At 69.4% G+C, this 13,731-nt stretch carries 15 protein-coding genes; 2 read left to right on the top strand and 13 right to left on the bottom strand.

All coding sequences use genetic code 11. The features are described from left to right. Positions 1-33: 33 nt before the first annotated feature. Both GRI75_RS02110 and GRI75_RS02105 read right to left on the bottom strand, forming a co-directional pair. A complete protein-coding gene (locus GRI75_RS02110) occupies positions 34-264 on the bottom strand; it encodes a hypothetical protein (protein ID WP_160745274.1) in 231 nt (76 codons plus the stop codon). Between the two features lie 76 nt (positions 265-340). Beyond that, the gene (locus GRI75_RS02105) at positions 341-646 is read right to left on the bottom strand and encodes a hypothetical protein (RefSeq protein WP_160745273.1); all 306 of its coding nucleotides are present in this window, start codon (positions 644-646) and stop codon (positions 341-343) included. Between the two features lie 152 nt (positions 647-798). Here GRI75_RS02105 and recQ point away from each other — a divergent pair, with 152 nt between their 5' ends. Both recQ and GRI75_RS02095 read left to right on the top strand, forming a co-directional pair. Continuing rightward, positions 799-2,586, top strand: coding sequence for a DNA helicase RecQ (gene recQ, locus GRI75_RS02100; RefSeq protein ID WP_160745272.1), 1,788 nt, complete (start codon positions 799-801; stop codon positions 2,584-2,586). A gap of 52 nt (positions 2,587-2,638) precedes the next feature. Next, positions 2,639-3,604 carry a right-handed parallel beta-helix repeat-containing protein gene (locus tag GRI75_RS02095; protein ID WP_160745271.1) on the top strand — a complete coding sequence of 322 codons (966 nt, stop codon included), beginning with the start codon at positions 2,639-2,641 and terminating at the stop codon, positions 3,602-3,604. Position 3,605: 1 nt separating this feature from the next. Here GRI75_RS02095 and GRI75_RS02090 read toward each other — a convergent pair whose 3' ends face one another. From GRI75_RS02090 to GRI75_RS02040, 11 genes are all read right to left on the bottom strand, one after another. After that, a complete protein-coding gene (locus GRI75_RS02090) occupies positions 3,606-4,127 on the bottom strand; it encodes a GNAT family N-acetyltransferase (RefSeq protein ID WP_160745270.1) in 522 nt (173 codons plus the stop codon). Beyond that, positions 4,120-5,187, bottom strand: coding sequence for a GTP cyclohydrolase II (gene ribA / locus GRI75_RS02085; RefSeq protein WP_235911190.1), 1,068 nt, complete (start codon positions 5,185-5,187; stop codon positions 4,120-4,122). The genes GRI75_RS02090 and ribA overlap by 8 nt, the downstream gene beginning before the upstream one ends. Continuing rightward, on the bottom strand, positions 5,184-5,975 hold the full coding sequence (locus GRI75_RS02080) for an exodeoxyribonuclease III (protein WP_160745269.1): 792 nt from the start codon (positions 5,973-5,975) through the stop codon (positions 5,184-5,186). The genes ribA and GRI75_RS02080 overlap by 4 nt, the downstream gene beginning before the upstream one ends. Positions 5,976-6,249: 274 nt before the next feature. Continuing rightward, positions 6,250-6,918, bottom strand: coding sequence for a LolA family protein (locus GRI75_RS02075; RefSeq protein WP_160745268.1), 669 nt, complete (start codon positions 6,916-6,918; stop codon positions 6,250-6,252). A gap of 84 nt (positions 6,919-7,002) precedes the next feature. After that, positions 7,003-7,170 carry a 50S ribosomal protein L33 gene (gene rpmG, locus GRI75_RS02070; protein ID WP_160745267.1) on the bottom strand — a complete coding sequence of 56 codons (168 nt, stop codon included), beginning with the start codon at positions 7,168-7,170 and terminating at the stop codon, positions 7,003-7,005. A gap of 219 nt (positions 7,171-7,389) precedes the next feature. Beyond that, positions 7,390-7,794: an alternative ribosome rescue aminoacyl-tRNA hydrolase ArfB gene (gene arfB, locus GRI75_RS02065; RefSeq protein WP_160745266.1), complete on the bottom strand. Its 405-nt coding sequence runs from the start codon at positions 7,792-7,794 to the stop codon at positions 7,390-7,392. Continuing rightward, positions 7,787-8,452, bottom strand: a complete 666-nt coding sequence (locus GRI75_RS02060) for an RluA family pseudouridine synthase (protein WP_160745265.1) — start codon at positions 8,450-8,452, stop codon at positions 7,787-7,789. The genes arfB and GRI75_RS02060 overlap by 8 nt, the downstream gene beginning before the upstream one ends. A gap of 119 nt (positions 8,453-8,571) precedes the next feature. Next, positions 8,572-9,750 carry a pyridoxal phosphate-dependent aminotransferase gene (locus GRI75_RS02055; RefSeq protein WP_235911110.1) on the bottom strand — a complete coding sequence of 393 codons (1,179 nt, stop codon included), beginning with the start codon at positions 9,748-9,750 and terminating at the stop codon, positions 8,572-8,574. Further along, the gene (pabB, locus tag GRI75_RS02050; protein WP_160745264.1) at positions 9,747-11,546 is read right to left on the bottom strand and encodes an aminodeoxychorismate synthase component I; all 1,800 of its coding nucleotides are present in this window, start codon (positions 11,544-11,546) and stop codon (positions 9,747-9,749) included. The genes GRI75_RS02055 and pabB overlap by 4 nt, the downstream gene beginning before the upstream one ends. Before the next feature lie 67 nt (positions 11,547-11,613). Beyond that, on the bottom strand, positions 11,614-12,990 hold the full coding sequence (locus GRI75_RS02045; RefSeq protein WP_160745263.1) for an ATP-binding protein: 1,377 nt from the start codon (positions 12,988-12,990) through the stop codon (positions 11,614-11,616). Then, on the bottom strand, positions 12,990-13,724 hold the full coding sequence (locus GRI75_RS02040) for a response regulator (protein WP_160745262.1): 735 nt from the start codon (positions 13,722-13,724) through the stop codon (positions 12,990-12,992). The genes GRI75_RS02045 and GRI75_RS02040 overlap by 1 nt, the downstream gene beginning before the upstream one ends. Positions 13,725-13,731: the final 7 nt, after the last annotated feature.

Raw genomic sequence — 13,731 nt, 5'->3', positions numbered from 1 at the left:
GCAGTCCCGGGCCGGTTTTTCATTGCCTGACGCTCAGGCGGGACCTGGGTTGGACGATGGTGCCGGAGAGGGGTTCTCTGCTTCCGGCTGAGCCTCGCCGCCCTCGAGCACATCTTGCGGCAGGCGCTGCTGCTCGAGCATCTCCGCCGCCTCGTCGAGCGCGCGGGCCTCGCCGACGGTCACGCCGCCAGGCCCCGGATCGTTGTCCTGTTCGCCGCAGCCGGCCAGGAGCAGCGCTGCGACCAGCATTGTGCGGCCGGTCATCGGGATAGCTCGCTTCTTGGTAAGGAAGGCCGAGGCGGACGGAGCCATTGCGCCCCGTCCGCCCGGCTGGCGGATCTTACATGCCTTCTTCGGCGGCCTCGGTGGCCGCTTCGGCCGCCGCGGCGGCATCGGCTGCTGCATCTTCGGCAGCATCTGCGGCATCGGCAGCAGTCGTGTCGGCCGGCTCGGCAGCGGCGTCGACGGCGGCGTCGCTCGTCGCGCCGGCATCGGCTTCCGGCAGCGCGGCATCGGCCATCGCGTCTTCCGCCGGCATTTCGACGTTGTCGGCCATCGCGTCTTCCGAAGCGTCGTTCGAATCGCCGCAAGCGGCGAGCCCGAGGATGGCGGCCGAAGCGAAGGCGGTGAGCGCAAATTTCTTCATGGCAGGTTTCCCTTGTTTGCTATCGTGGGGCGGGCCCGGCGAAGCGGCCCCGCGCGGGGCGCAAGCTAGTCGAGCGCACGGTCGGCGCAAGTCCGCAAATATTGCGCGGCAGGCGGTTCCGTATGTGCGCCCGATCTGCCACAGAACGCCGCATGGGATCGGCCGTGGCGGAACAGGATCGAGCGCGGGAGGCGCTGCGCCGGGTCTTCGGCTTCGACGATTTTCGCGGGGTGCAGGCCGACGTCGTCGATCGCGTGCTCGGCGGCCGCTCCACCCTGGCCGTCATGCCCACCGGCGCCGGGAAGTCGCTGACTTATCAGCTGCCGGCCACGATGCTCGCCGGCACGTGCGTGGTGGTGTCTCCGCTGATCGCGCTGATGCACGATCAGCTTCGCTCGGCGCGGGCTAACGGGATCAGCGCGGCCACGCTCACCAGCGCCGATGCCGACTGGCGCGAGACGATGGACGCATTCCGCGCCGGGCAGCTCGACCTGCTGTACGTAGCGCCGGAGCGCGCCAGCCAGCCGCAGTTCCTGGACCTGCTGCGGACCACCCGGATCGGCCTGTTCGCCGTGGACGAGGCGCACTGCGTTTCAGAATGGGGCCACGATTTCCGGCCCGACTACCGCAAGCTGCGCCCGCTGCTCGACAGCTTTCCGGACGTGCCGCGCCTAGCCCTCACCGCCACGGCCGACGCCCGCACGCGGGCCGATATCCTCGAACAGCTCGGTATCCCCCCCGATGGTCTCATCGTCGCCGGATTCGACCGGCCGAACATTCGCTACGCCATCCGCCACCGCGACAACGCCGTGCGCCAGATCGAGCGGCTGATGACCGAGCAGCCGGGGCCGGGGATCGTCTATGCCCCCACCCGCGCGAAGGTCGAGCGGATCGCCGAGCAGCTGGCGGAGCGCACGGGCCGGCCGGTGCTGCCTTACCATGCCGGGTTGGACCCCCAGGTGCGCGCGGCCAACCAGGCAGCGTTCGTCGCCAGTGAGGACATGGTGGTCGTCGCCACAATCGCTTTCGGCATGGGCATCGACAAGCCGGACGTCCGCTTCGTGGCCCACGCGGGGATCCCGAAGTCGATCGAGGCCTACTACCAGGAAACCGGCCGCGCCGGGCGCGACGGGGATCCGGCGCAGGCGGTGATGTTCTGGGGCGCGGGCGACTTCGCCCAGGCCCGCCAGCGGCTCGGCGAGGTGGACGAGGCGCGCCGCGGCGGGGAGCGCGCGCGGCTCGATGCCCTCTCCACGCTGGTCGAGACGCCCGGCTGCCGCCGCGCCGTGCTGCTGCGCCACTTCGGCGAGGCACCGCCGGAGAGCTGCGGCAATTGCGACAACTGCCTGCAGGCGCCGGGGGTGATCGACACCACCGAGCTTTCGCGCAAGCTCCTTAGCGCGGTCTATCGCACCGGCCAGAGCTTCGGTTTCGGTCATCTGCAGAAAGTGCTGACCGGCGTGCCGGACGATCGCGTGGTCCAGCGCGGGCACGACAAGCTCAGCGTGTTCGGCATAGTGGGCCCGGAGGAAGCGCGGCTGCTGCAGCCGCTTTCCCGCGCCCTGCAGGCCCGCGGCAGCCTGGTGGCGACCGAGCACGGCGGCCTGCGGCTCGGCGGCGACGCCAAGGCGATCCTGAAGGGCGAGAAGAGCGTGGAGATCGTCCAGCCGCCGACGCCCGAGCGCGCGGGCCGCCGTGCACGCGACCGGGGTGACAATCCCCTGGGCGATCCGCTGTTCGAGGCGCTGCGCGAACTGCGCCGTCAACTCGCCGCAGAGGCGCAATTGCCGCCGTACGTGATCTTCCACGACGCCACCTTGCGCGAAATGGCCGCCTCCCGCCCCTCCAGCCTGGCGGAGCTGGGCACGATCGGCGGCGTCGGCGCCCGCAAGCTGGAAGCTTACGGCGACGCCTTCCTGGCGGTGATCCGCCGCTACTGACCTCGCGGGCCGCCTTTGCGGCTCGTTAACCGACTCGGGCTAGACCGACGGCATGGAAAACCGCGTTCCTTCGCTCCTGGTCGGCGGGATCGCCGCCGCGCTGGTCACGGCAGCGATGCCTTCCGCTACCCTCCTGGCGCAGGGCCGTACGGCTCCATTTACCGTGGTCGAGACCGGCCGCGGCTTCGACCGGCTCCAGGCCGCCGTCGATATGATCGGCGAGGGCAAAGGCACGATCGCGATAGTCGCCGGGCGGCATAAGCAGTGCGGGGTGCAGAGCGCGGGCGAGATCGCCTATCTCGCCGCCGAACCGGGCAAGGCGATCTTCGACGGCGTCGCCTGCGAGGGCAAGGCAGCCCTGGTGCTGCGTGGGCGCGCTGCGGAGGTCTCCGGCCTCGTGTTCCAGAACATCGCCGTACCCGACTACAACGGCGCCGGCATTCGGCTCGAACGGGGCCGGCTGACGGTGGCGCAAAGCTGGTTCCGCGACAGCCAGCAGGGCATCCTGACCGGCGACGATCCCGGCGGCCAACTCGTGGTCGACCGTTCCACCTTCAGCCGGCTCGGCACTTGCGAAGGCGCAGGCGGTTGCGCACATTCGATCTACACCGGCGATTACGCCCAGGTGCGCGTCACCCGCAGCCGGTTCGAGGAAGGGCGTGGCGGACATTACCTGAAGAGCCGCGCGCGCCATGTGGATGTGGCAAGCTCCAGCTTCGACGACGCCCGGGGCAAAGGCACCAACTACATGATCGACCTGCCCGAGGGCGCGGCGGGCCAGATCAGCAACAACTGGTTCGTCCAGGGCCGCGACAAGGAGAACCACTCCGCCTTCATCGCCGTAGCGGCCGAAGGCAAGGAGCGCTCCAGCGCCGGGCTCGCGATCCTCGGCAACGACGCCCGCTTCGCACCGGGCGTGGACAGGTCCAGCGCTTTCGTCGCCGACTGGTCGGGCGATGCCCTGACCGTAGGCGAGAACGCGCTCGCGCCGGGCCTCGAGCGCCTGGAGCGGCGCTGAGCTAGCGGTCTCGGGCGCTCGCCGAAGCGAAGCCCGGGGCAAACGCGACCGTCGACGCGGGCACCGCCGAGCCGAACGGCAGGACCTGGAAATAGCTCGCCAGCGGTCCATCGATGTGCAGCGCCGTTCCCCGCCGAAAGCCGAAGCGGCCGTACAGATCGGGCTCCCCGAGGACGACGACACCCTGCGCGCCGGCTGCCCGCATCTGAGTGAGGCCGGCCTCGATCAGCGATCGGCCGATGCCCTGTCCTTGCCGCTCCGGAAGGACCGCCACGGGTCCGAGCGTGTACCAGCCCGCCTCATCGCCGGACAGGTGCGCGGGAGAGAACGCCGCATGACCGAGGATCGTGGAGCCGGCTTCGGCGACCAGGGACAACGTCAGATCGCCGTCGGCGCGCAGGGCTTCGATGATCGCCGGCTCGGTCCCTTGACTGTGCGGGTGATCGGCAAAGGCTGCTTTGGTCACGCTGTGGATCGCGGGCTCGTCGCCCGGACGCTCCGACCGAATGAGCCACTCACTCATCGAACAGATGCCCCGCGCGGTCGCGCTTGGTGGCGAGATAGCGGGTGTTGTGCGGGTTCGCCGGCAGCGCGTGGCGCACCCGCTCGCTGACCGTCACGCCGGCAGCTTCGAACGCGGCCACCTTTGCCGGGTTGTTCGTCAGCAGCCGTATCCCCCGCACGCCGAGCAGGTCGAGCATCCGCGCGGCGACCGGAAAGTCGCGCGCCTCTTCCGGCAGGCCGAGCCGCTGGTTGGCCTCGATCGTGTCGAACCCCTGGTCCTGCAGGCGATAGGCGCGCAGCTTGTTGATTAGGCCGATCCCGCGGCCTTCCTGCCGCAAATAGAGCAGCACGCCCCAGCCGCCGCGATCCGCTTCCTCCGCCATTGCGGCGAGCGCGGCATCGAGCTGCGGACCGCAATCGCACTTCAGGCTGCCGAGGATGTCGCCGGTCAGGCACTCCGAATGGAGCCGGACGAGCGGCGTGCGGTCGGCGGTCTGCTGGCCGACGACGACGGCGACATGCTCGCGCAAGTCGTCGGGGCTGCGGAAGGCGACAATTTCCGTCTCGTCGTGCGCAGCGAGCGGCAGGTGGGCGCGCGTGGCGATCTGCAGCGCGCGCGTATCGCGCAGCGCCGCCGTGTCGTCGACCGACAGCGTCACCGCTTCGCGTACCGGCTCCGGCGCGACCAGGAAGGCCGGCAGGATGCCCGCGAGCAGCGCCAGCTCCATCGCCGCCTCCGCCTCGGCCACCCAGCTCAGCGGTTCGGCGCGGAACGGGCCCTTCAGCGGCGCGGCGAGATCGAGCGCCGGATCGGCGATCGGACGCGCCGCGGTCAGATCGAGCGGCTCGGCTGCGCGGATCAGCACCGGGGCATGGGGATCGGCCGCCTCCCGCTGGTTGACCAGCTTGAGGGTCGCCGCCCGCGCCGCCGAGATCAGCGCCAGCGGCGAGGCGCCCTCCAGGCCCGGCGCCGTTTCGACCGGCAGCAGCAGCGGGGCGTCCCCGATCTTCAGCGGCCAGCCATGGCGCAGCGCGTCGATCGCCTGCGCCGCGCGCCGGGAAGGCGAAGGACCGGTCAGAGAGCGAACTCCGTCACCAGCGGCACATGGTCCGAAGGCTGTTCCCAGTCGCGCGTTTCCTCGATCACCCGGTGCGCGCGGGCGTGCGGGGCGAGCTCGGGCGAGGCCCACATGTGGTCCAGCCGGCGGCCTTGGTCCTTCTTGCGCCAGTAGGCGCGGTAGCTCCACCAGCTGTAGCAGCGGCCGGGCGCCGGGATATGCTCACGGCCGAGGTCGACCCAGCCGTGCGCGTAGCGGAAACGGTCGAGGGTTTCGACCTCCACCGGCGTGTGGCTGACGACCTTGAGCAGCGCCTTGTGGTCATAGACGTCGCAGTCGAGCGGGGCGATGTTGAAGTCCCCGACGATCAGCGTCGGCCGGTCGAGCGCGTCGGCCCAGCGGGTCATCCGCTCGATGAAGTCGAGCTTCTGGCCGAACTTGGGATTCGCCTCGCGATCGGGCGTGTCGCCGCCGGCGGGGATGTAGACGTTCTCCAGCACCATCCCGCCGCCGGGCCCGAGCAGCTCGACGCCGACATGGCGGGCCTCGCCGTTGTCCTGCCAGTCGTGGCGGGAGCACTCGCGCAGGGGAATCCGGCTGACCGTGGCGACGCCGTGATAGCCCTTCTGCCCGTGGATCACCTGATGGACATATCCGAGCTCGGCGAAGGCTTCGGCCGGGAACTGGTGCTCCTGGCACTTGATCTCCTGCAGGCACAGCACGTCCGGCGCCTCCTGCACGAGGAGACGGGCGACCTGGCTCATCCGCAGGCGGACGGAATTGATGTTCCAACTGGCAATCGTGACCATGGCGAGCGGGATAGGAGGCTGAGCGCCGTGCGGCAAGGCGCCCGGGCAAGGCTTTCGGCAACGAAAAACCCCCGCGCCGGGGGCATTGGCGCGGGGGTTCATCTTGAGCGTTCGTCACGCTGTACAAGCCCGGCGTATATCGAGGGCAGGGCAACAGGGGGGAAACCCGCCTCCGCCGGACTTGTCTGGATAAACTACGGGGCAGTGGCTTTCTGCGTCATGAATGGGCCGCCACCGTTCACCGCATGCACGGAGCGGCCCGCAGGCGAATCGTTTACCGCGGTCGGCGGGACGCGCGGCGCGGATCCTCGAACCTGAACGTGCTGTCGGGCACGGAGGCGCCGTAGCTGTGGTTCGAAAGCCGCACGGTCGTGCGCTGGTTCTGCGAATCGAGCGCCACCCAGCTTGCCAGTTCGAGCCCGCCCGGCGCGCGCGCGTCCTTGACGAAGACCAGCGTTATGACGCCGTACTCCGGCTTCTTCGGATCGCGCACTTCGACGCTGACCACGTCCGGGTTTCCGGTGGGGTTGAGCTTGCCGTAGCGCTTCACGTCGCGCTTGGGATCGAGCAGCGCGCCGAGCGGCGAGTTGCTGATCGGCCACCGCTGGACCTGGTTGACCTCGTAATCGATCAGCGTCAGCGCCTTGCCGTCGGACACGACGAGCATGTTGGCGCCCTTCTCGTACTCGAAGCGAATCCGGCCCGGACGCTTGAGCGTGAGCTTGCCGCGCACAGTCCGGCCGTTGCGGTCGGTCTGGGTGAAATCGGCTTTCATGGTGGAGATGCCGCGCAGCGCGGCGACCGCGCGGTCGAGCTGGCCGCTGCTGCTTTGCGCCGCGGCGGGCACGGCAGGGGCAAGCAGAACGGCGGGTGCGGAAACGGCAAGCGCGCCGGCAATGGCGGCGCGCAGCGGTTTTGCGGCAAATCGGATCAAGTGCTTCATGCTCCCGTGGTTAAGGTCGGGGCATTGAACCGTCTGTGAACCCCCCCGTTCCCAATTTGAAAGGGTGGGTTCGGCCATTCCGGCTTACTTGATCTTCGCTTCCTTGAACTCGACGTGCTTCTTGGCGACGGGATCGTACTTCCGGAAGCTGAGCTTCTCGGTGACGTTCCGCGGGTTCTTCTTGGTCACGTAGAAGAAGCCGGTGCCGGCGGTCGAGTTGAGCCGGATCTTGACGGTTGCTGGCTTCGCCATGGTCTGATTCCCAAACTAACGGTAAGGGCGCTGGAGACTTCCCCGGGCCCGAAAAACATCGGGCGACGCGTTCGGCGCCGCCCATCTGCGCGCGCCATTGCGGCAGGAGGGGTGAAAAGTCAAGCGGAGCCGTCGTCCCGGACTTGATCCGGGACCGTTGGCCACTTGCACGGAGCTGAACCTCCAGCGATCCCGGCGTCCGCCGGGATGACGGGTTTCCTACCAGTCCACCTTGCCGCGGTTCACCTTGACCGTGCCGCGCGCTTTCTTGGACTTGATGCGCTGTTCCTTCTTCACCCGGTTGAGGCGGCTCTTGGCACGCTGCTTCGGCTCGACCAGCGCCTGCTCGACCAGTTCGGCGATTCGCGCGCGGGCATCCTCGCGGTTGGCCTCCTGGGTGCGGTACTTGCGCGCGGTCAGCACGATCTCGCCTTTAGCGGTCATGCGGCTGCCGGCGAGTGCCTTCAGCCGGTGGAACGCGGCGGGCGGCAGCCGCAGCGCGAACACGTCGAGCCGCACCTGCACCGCGGTCGCCACTTTGTTGACGTTCTGCCCGCCCGGGCCCGAGGCGGCGATGAAGCTCTCCTCGGTCAGCTCGAGCGCCCGGGCAGCGAATTCATCCATCGGCGAAACCGAGCGCGGCGAAGTCGGCGGGCAGCGGGGCGGCAGCGATGATCGGCGGCTTGCCCTCTCGCTGGATCTCGATACCCGCTGCATGCAGCATCGTGCGGGCGGCGCCCCCAGCCTTCCTTGGGCCGTCGCCGTAGACCGGATCGCCGAGCAGCGGAATGCCGATGCCGCTGGCGGAATGGACGCGGATCTGGTGGGTGCGCCCGGTCTCCGGCCGGAATTCCACCAGCGCGCGGCCGTTCGCTTCCTGCAGCACGCGCCAGTGCGTGATCGATGGCTTGCCCTTCTTGGCCAGGATCATCCGCCAGCCCTTCTCGGCGCTGCTGATCTTGGTCAACGCCAGGTCGATCGTGCCTTCGCTCTTAGCGGGCACGCCGGCAAGTATCCCGAGATAGCGCTTGCCCACCGCCCGCTCCTCGAAAGCGCGCGCGAAGCGCTTCAGCGCCTTCGGATTGCGCGCCAGCAGCAGGCAGCCGGAAGTATCGGTATCGATTCGGTGAACCGGCACCGGCGGGCGCTGAAAGCCGAGGCGGAGATCGTCGAGATGATCCTCCAGCGACCGGCCCCCGGCGCGCGGACGCTCGATCGGCAAGCCGCCCGGCTTGTCGATCACCAGGGATTCGCCGTCTTCGTAAAGGATGGTCGGCATCATGGTACGTCTTATACTCCGTTCGTGCTGAGCTTGTCGAAGCACCGCTTTTTCGTGTGCGGCGTAGGAAGGAAGAACGGCCCTTCGACAAGCTCAGGGCGAACGGGAGTTGGGGAGGGATGCTATCCAGCGAGAGCGCCCGCGATCCGCCGCAGCGCCTCTTCCAGAACCGCCTCGTCGGCGGCGAAGCTGATGCGGAAGCCGTTCTTGCCCCCGAAGGCCGAGGCGGCGACCACGGCAACTCCATGTTCGAGCAGGTGCAAGGCCAGGGCCTTGTCGTCTCCGAAGCGCTTCATCAGCGGCGCGGCGTCGATGAAGCAGTAGAAGGCGCCTTCCGGAACTGGCGTGGAGAGGCCGGGGATAGCGTTGATCGCCGCGACGACCATGTCCCGCCGTGCGCGAAACCGCTCGCGCCAGCCTTCGAGGAAGTCCTGCGGGCCTTCGAACGCCGCGACCGCGGCCGCCTGGCTGATCGATGCCGGGTTGCCGCTAGAGTTGCTCTGCAGGCGGCCCATGGCCTCGATCAGCCAGGCGGGCCCGGTGGCGACGCCGATGCGGAAGCCTGTCATCGCATGGCTCTTCGACACGCCGGATACGGTGCAGATGCGGTCCGCCAGATCGGGGCACAGCGCGGCGAGCGTCGCGTGCGGCGCGCCGGTGTAGATCAGCGGGGAATAGATGTCGTCCGACATCACCAGCACGCGCGGATGGCGCCGCAGGACCTCGCCGATGCCGCGCAGCAGCGCTTCGGAATAGACCGCCCCGGTCGGGTTGCCGGGGCTGTTGAGCAGCAGCCACTGGGTTCGCGGGGTGATCAGCGCCTCGACATCGGCGGGGTCGAAGTGGAACCCGTCATGCGGATGGGTGATCAGCGGCACCACGCGTCCACCGCAGAAGCGCACCATCTGCGGGTAGCTGACCCACCATGGCGACGGGACGATCACTTCGTCGCCGTCGCTCAGGGTCGCGGCGAGAGCTTCGAAGATCGCCTGCTTGCCGCCGGCGCTGACGATGACGTCCTTGGGATCGGTGGCGATGCCGAGGTCCCGCTCGAAATGCAGCGCCGCCGCGCGCTTGAGCCGCGCGGTGCCGGTAACCGGCGTGTACCGCGTGTCGCCCGCGTCCAGCGCCGCCTTGGCCGCCTCGATCACGTGCGCGGGGGTAGGAAAGTCCGGTTCGCCGACCGATAGCGAGATCACGTCGCGCCCTTGCTCGCGCAGCTCGGTCGCCCGGTCGGTCATCGCCGTGGTGGGCGAGCCTTCGATCCGCTTGAGCGCATTCGACAGGTGGGGAAGGCTCATGCGTGCATCCTTGCCGGGATCAGCCCGCGAACGGCGTTGCCGATCAGGAAGCCCTCGGAGAGATCCTCCAGAGTCAGCTCCGCTTCCTCCGCGCGACCCTGGCCGATCAGCTGCTGGCGCAGCACGCCCGGGAGCAGCCCGAGGGCCAGCGGCGGAGTCAGTAGCTTGCCGCCGCGCTCCAGGAAAAGATTGGTGTAAGTCCCTTCGGTGACGAGGCCATTCTCGCGCACCAGCAGGGCTTCGTATGCGCCGTGCTCCTGCGCCACGGCCAGGGCCGCCTGGTGGAAGCCGCGGTCGGTGGTCTTGTGGCGCAGCCGCCAGTCACCCGAGACCAGCGGGTGCGGCAGCGCCACGCAGGCGACCGGGCCCTCCGCCGGCGGCGGCAGAGGCGCGGTTTCGAGGGCGATTTCCCCGCTGCGCGCCAGCACGAGGCGCAGCCGCGCGGCCTCTTCCAGCTCGAAGCACAGCGCCTGAATGCGGTTGCGCGTCTCGTGCCGGTCGAACGCGAAGCCGAGCTCGGCCGCGCTGGACTTGATCCGCTCGAGGTGGAGTTCGAGCAGTTCGATGCCGCTCTCGGGATCGAACCGCATCGTCTCGATCAGGTCGTGCCCACCGGCCGCGCCGCGCACGAACCCGGCCTTGACCAGGCACTCGCGCCATTCGCCCATGCCGTCGCTGTCGGCCACGATCGCCCCGCCGACGCCGAGCACGGCGTGGTGCCGGTCGTTCTCGCCCGGGGTCAGGCGGATCGTGCGGATCGCCACATTGAACGCGGCGTCGCCGTTCGGGCCGATCCGCCCGATGGCTCCGCAATAGGGCCCGCGCGCGTCGCGCTCCACCTGGTGGATCAGCTCCATCGCGCGGATCTTCGGCGCGCCGGTGATCGATCCGCAGGGGAACAGGGCGCGGATCATGTCGATCGCGCCCATCCCTTCGCGCAAGCTGGCGCGGACGGTCGAGACCATCTGGTGGACGGTGGGATAGCTCTCAATGGCGAACGGCTTGTCGACCCGCACGCTGCCTGCCTCGGCCACGCGGGAGAGGTCGTTGCGCATCAGGTCGACGATCATCAGGTTCTCGGCCTTGTCCTTGACCGAGTTCGCCAGCTCGCCGGCGAGGGCCGCGTCTTCTTCGCCGGTGCGTCCGCGCGGGCGCGTGCCTTTCATCGGCTTGACCTTGGCCGCGCGGTCCTTGAGCGCGAAGAACAGCTCCGGGCTGAACGACAGCAGCCAGTGCTCGCCATCGAACACCAACCCGCCATAACCGGCATTCGCCGCCGGCCGGATCGCGGCATAGAGCGCGACCGGATCGCCGCGCGCCGCGCCGGCCAGGCGGAAGGTCAGGTTGGCCTGATAGATGTCGCCCGCGCGGATCGCTTCCTGCAGCCGGCCGAACGCCTCCAGGTAGGCTCCGGTCGAGATCTGCGGATCGAGCGGACCGATCGAGGTGTGGCCCGTGCCAGACCGGCTTGCCAGCCACTGCGGCACCTCGGCCGCGGGGATGATCGTCTCCGCGTCGAACAGGCCGAACCAGACCAGCGGCCCGTCGGCGCCGGTCCGTTCCGCCGCCAGCGGCCGCAGCTTCGGCTCGATGGCCAAGCCGGCTTCGTACGCGATGTACCCGGCCAGCGTGCCGCCGCTTTCGCGCCGCGCCGCGTCGGCTTCGGCCAGCACGCGTTCCACCTCGTCCGGCGTCCGCGCCACGAACACGGCGCGCGGGTTTTCGAACAGGTGCGCATCGACCGCGCCTTCGCTGCGCGCGTCGTCGAGAAGGATGAAGGGATTGCCCGCCGCCATCGCCCCCGCTCTAGCCGCTATTTGCGCGAAGTCTATCGCTTGACGGTGCGCCGGGAGGCGAAGCGGGTCAGCGCGTTGTCGGCAGGCGCAGTTCCACCGACAAGCCGCCTTCCGGCCGGTTGGCGAGGACCAGCCGCCCGCCGTGCTGTTCGGCAATGGCTTTGGCGATGGTCAGGCCCAGGCCCGCGCCGCCGGTCGTGCGGTTGCGCGAACTTTCGCCGCGGGTGAACGGCTCCAGCATCCGGCCGAGTTCCGTCTCCGGAATGCCGGGGCCTTGGTCGTCGACCCGGACGACCGCCTCGCCCCCTTCGCGCCGCAGCGAAATCGTCGCGTGCTCGCCATAGCGCAAGGCATTGCCGATCAGGTTGCGCAAAGCGCGGCGCAGCCAGGTAGCGCGGATCGGCAGCGCGACCCGCTCCGTGTCCGCCAGCGTCACCGCTTCGTCCATGTCCTCGAACTCCTCGACCACCGCGCCGACCAGCGCGGCAAGGTCGGTGACTTCCAGCGGATCGGTCGAACGGCCGACGCGCGCCAGCGAAAGAATATCGTCGAGTGAGCGGCTGATGTCGTCGATGCTCGCCGCCATCCGCTCGCGCTCGGCCGCGTCCTCGACCGATTCGATGCGCACCCGCAAGGCGGCGAGCGGGGTCTTGAGGTCGTGCCCGATCGCGCCGAGCATCACGTCCTTCTCGTTCAGCAGGGCGGAGATGCGCTCTTCCATGGCATTGTGCGCCGCGATCAGGCGGCGCGTGTCGTCCGGTCCGCTGGGCTCGAGCTGCCCGTCGATCTCGCGCGTCGTCGCGAAGTGTTCGACCCGGCGGGTCAGCGCGGCGAGCGGCCGGGTGATGCGCCGCAGCAGCAGGGCAAGGCCGCCGACCAGGATGACGTAGAGCAGCAGCGTCTGCCCGATCAGCGCGCCGAGCTGGTTCGGCTCCCGCTCGGAAAGCGGCCAGCGGGCGACGGTCCACTCCGTTTCGCCCTGGCGCAACAGGCCGGCGACGAGCATCCTGCCCTTCGCCCAATCCATCCGTTCCCGCCCGCGCATCTGGTTCATGACGTAATCGTCGTCGGCGATCCGGCGCGTCACCACGATCACTTCGGCGGGATCGACGCCCTGGTCGCTCAGGATCGAGCGCAGCAGCTCCTCCCGCTCCGGCTGGTGCATCTCGCCCGGCAGCAGCGGGTGTTCGCTCGTGCGTTCGACCCGCAGGCGCTGCCACCGCCCGCGGTAGTTCCCGTCCCGGCCGCGGCGGTTCATCGGGCGAAAGTCGAAGCGCGGTTCGGTCACCAGCTGGAAGGCGAGGCCGTTGGCCGCGATCATCTCGCGCCGCTGCTCGTAGACCCGGTACTGCAGCACGGCCGAGATCGTCTGCGCCACCAGCAGCGCCAGGGCGACCGACAGCAGCATCTGCCCCAGCAGGCTGTTCGGCAGGAAGCGCCGCATCAGTCGCGCTCCGCCGGTACGCGGCGGACATCGGCGGCGAGGCGGTAGCCGCCGCCCCAGACGGTCTGGATCAGCTTGGGATCGCGGCTGTCCTCTTCCATCTTGCGCCGGAGGCGGCTGACCTGGTTGTCCACCGCGCGGTCGAACAGGTGCGCCTCGCGCCCCTGCACCATGTCGAGCAGCTGGTCGCGGTCGAGCACCCGCCGCGGGTGGGTCAGGAAGGCGACGAGCAGGCGGAACTCGGCCGAGGAGATCGGCACCACCGCCCCGGTTGCATCGGTCAGCTTGCGCTTCAGCGGGTCGAGCCGCCAGCCTTCGAATTCGTAGAGCGCATCATCGTCAGGGGCCGGCGGCGGTTTCGCCGCGCGGCGCAGGACCGAGCGGATTCGCGCGACCAGCTCGCGCGGCTCGAACGGCTTGGGAACGTAGTCGTCGGCGCCGATCTCCAGTCCGACGATGCGGTCCATCGCCTCGCCCTTCGCAGTCAGCAGGATCACCGGTAGGTTGCGGGCCTCGGTCAGGTGGCGGCAGAGCGACAGGCCGTCTTCGCCCGGCATCATGATGTCGAGCAGCACCAGGTCGGGCGTTTCCTGCAGCAGCGACGAACGCGCCTTGGCGGCATCCTCCGCCTGGCGCACGACGAACCCCTGGCGGGTGAGGTATTCCGCCAGGGGTTCGCGCAAGGTCGCCTCGTCGTCGACGAGCAGCAGCCGGGTGGGTCCCGGTTCGGTCATCCTGTAT

The sequence above is a fragment of the Croceibacterium soli genome (assembly GCF_009828065.1).
Classification (GTDB): domain Bacteria; phylum Pseudomonadota; class Alphaproteobacteria; order Sphingomonadales; family Sphingomonadaceae; genus Croceibacterium_B; species Croceibacterium_B soli.
The sequence above is the reverse complement of the archived record's forward strand: the minus strand, read 5'-3'. Positions and strand labels throughout refer to the sequence as shown.

What these genes read in the sequence shown, in the direction of transcription:
- GRI75_RS02040 (WP_160745262.1), bottom strand. Translation starts at nt 13,724, where the DNA reads ATGACCGAACCGGGACCCACCCGGCTGCTGCTCGTCGACGACGAGGCG.
- pabB (WP_160745264.1), bottom strand. Translation starts at nt 11,546, where the DNA reads ATGGCGGCGGGCAATCCCTTCATCCTTCTCGACGACGCGCGCAGCGAA.
- GRI75_RS02060 (WP_160745265.1), bottom strand. Translation starts at nt 8,452, where the DNA reads ATGATGCCGACCATCCTTTACGAAGACGGCGAATCCCTGGTGATCGAC.
- GRI75_RS02090 (WP_160745270.1), bottom strand. Translation starts at nt 4,127, where the DNA reads ATGAGTGAGTGGCTCATTCGGTCGGAGCGTCCGGGCGACGAGCCCGCG.
- rpmG (WP_160745267.1), bottom strand. Translation starts at nt 7,170, where the DNA reads ATGGCGAAGCCAGCAACCGTCAAGATCCGGCTCAACTCGACCGCCGGC.
- GRI75_RS02045 (WP_160745263.1), bottom strand. Translation starts at nt 12,990, where the DNA reads ATGCGGCGCTTCCTGCCGAACAGCCTGCTGGGGCAGATGCTGCTGTCG.
- GRI75_RS02075 (WP_160745268.1), bottom strand. Translation starts at nt 6,918, where the DNA reads ATGAAGCACTTGATCCGATTTGCCGCAAAACCGCTGCGCGCCGCCATT.
- GRI75_RS02055 (WP_235911110.1), bottom strand. Translation starts at nt 9,750, where the DNA reads ATGAGCCTTCCCCACCTGTCGAATGCGCTCAAGCGGATCGAAGGCTCG.
- GRI75_RS02105 (WP_160745273.1), bottom strand. Translation starts at nt 646, where the DNA reads ATGAAGAAATTTGCGCTCACCGCCTTCGCTTCGGCCGCCATCCTCGGG.
- GRI75_RS02110 (WP_160745274.1), bottom strand. Translation starts at nt 264, where the DNA reads ATGACCGGCCGCACAATGCTGGTCGCAGCGCTGCTCCTGGCCGGCTGC.
- GRI75_RS02080 (WP_160745269.1), bottom strand. Translation starts at nt 5,975, where the DNA reads ATGGTCACGATTGCCAGTTGGAACATCAATTCCGTCCGCCTGCGGATG.
- GRI75_RS02095 (WP_160745271.1), top strand. Translation starts at nt 2,639, where the DNA reads ATGGAAAACCGCGTTCCTTCGCTCCTGGTCGGCGGGATCGCCGCCGCG.
- arfB (WP_160745266.1), bottom strand. Translation starts at nt 7,794, where the DNA reads ATGGATGAATTCGCTGCCCGGGCGCTCGAGCTGACCGAGGAGAGCTTC.
- recQ (WP_160745272.1), top strand. Translation starts at nt 799, where the DNA reads ATGGGATCGGCCGTGGCGGAACAGGATCGAGCGCGGGAGGCGCTGCGC.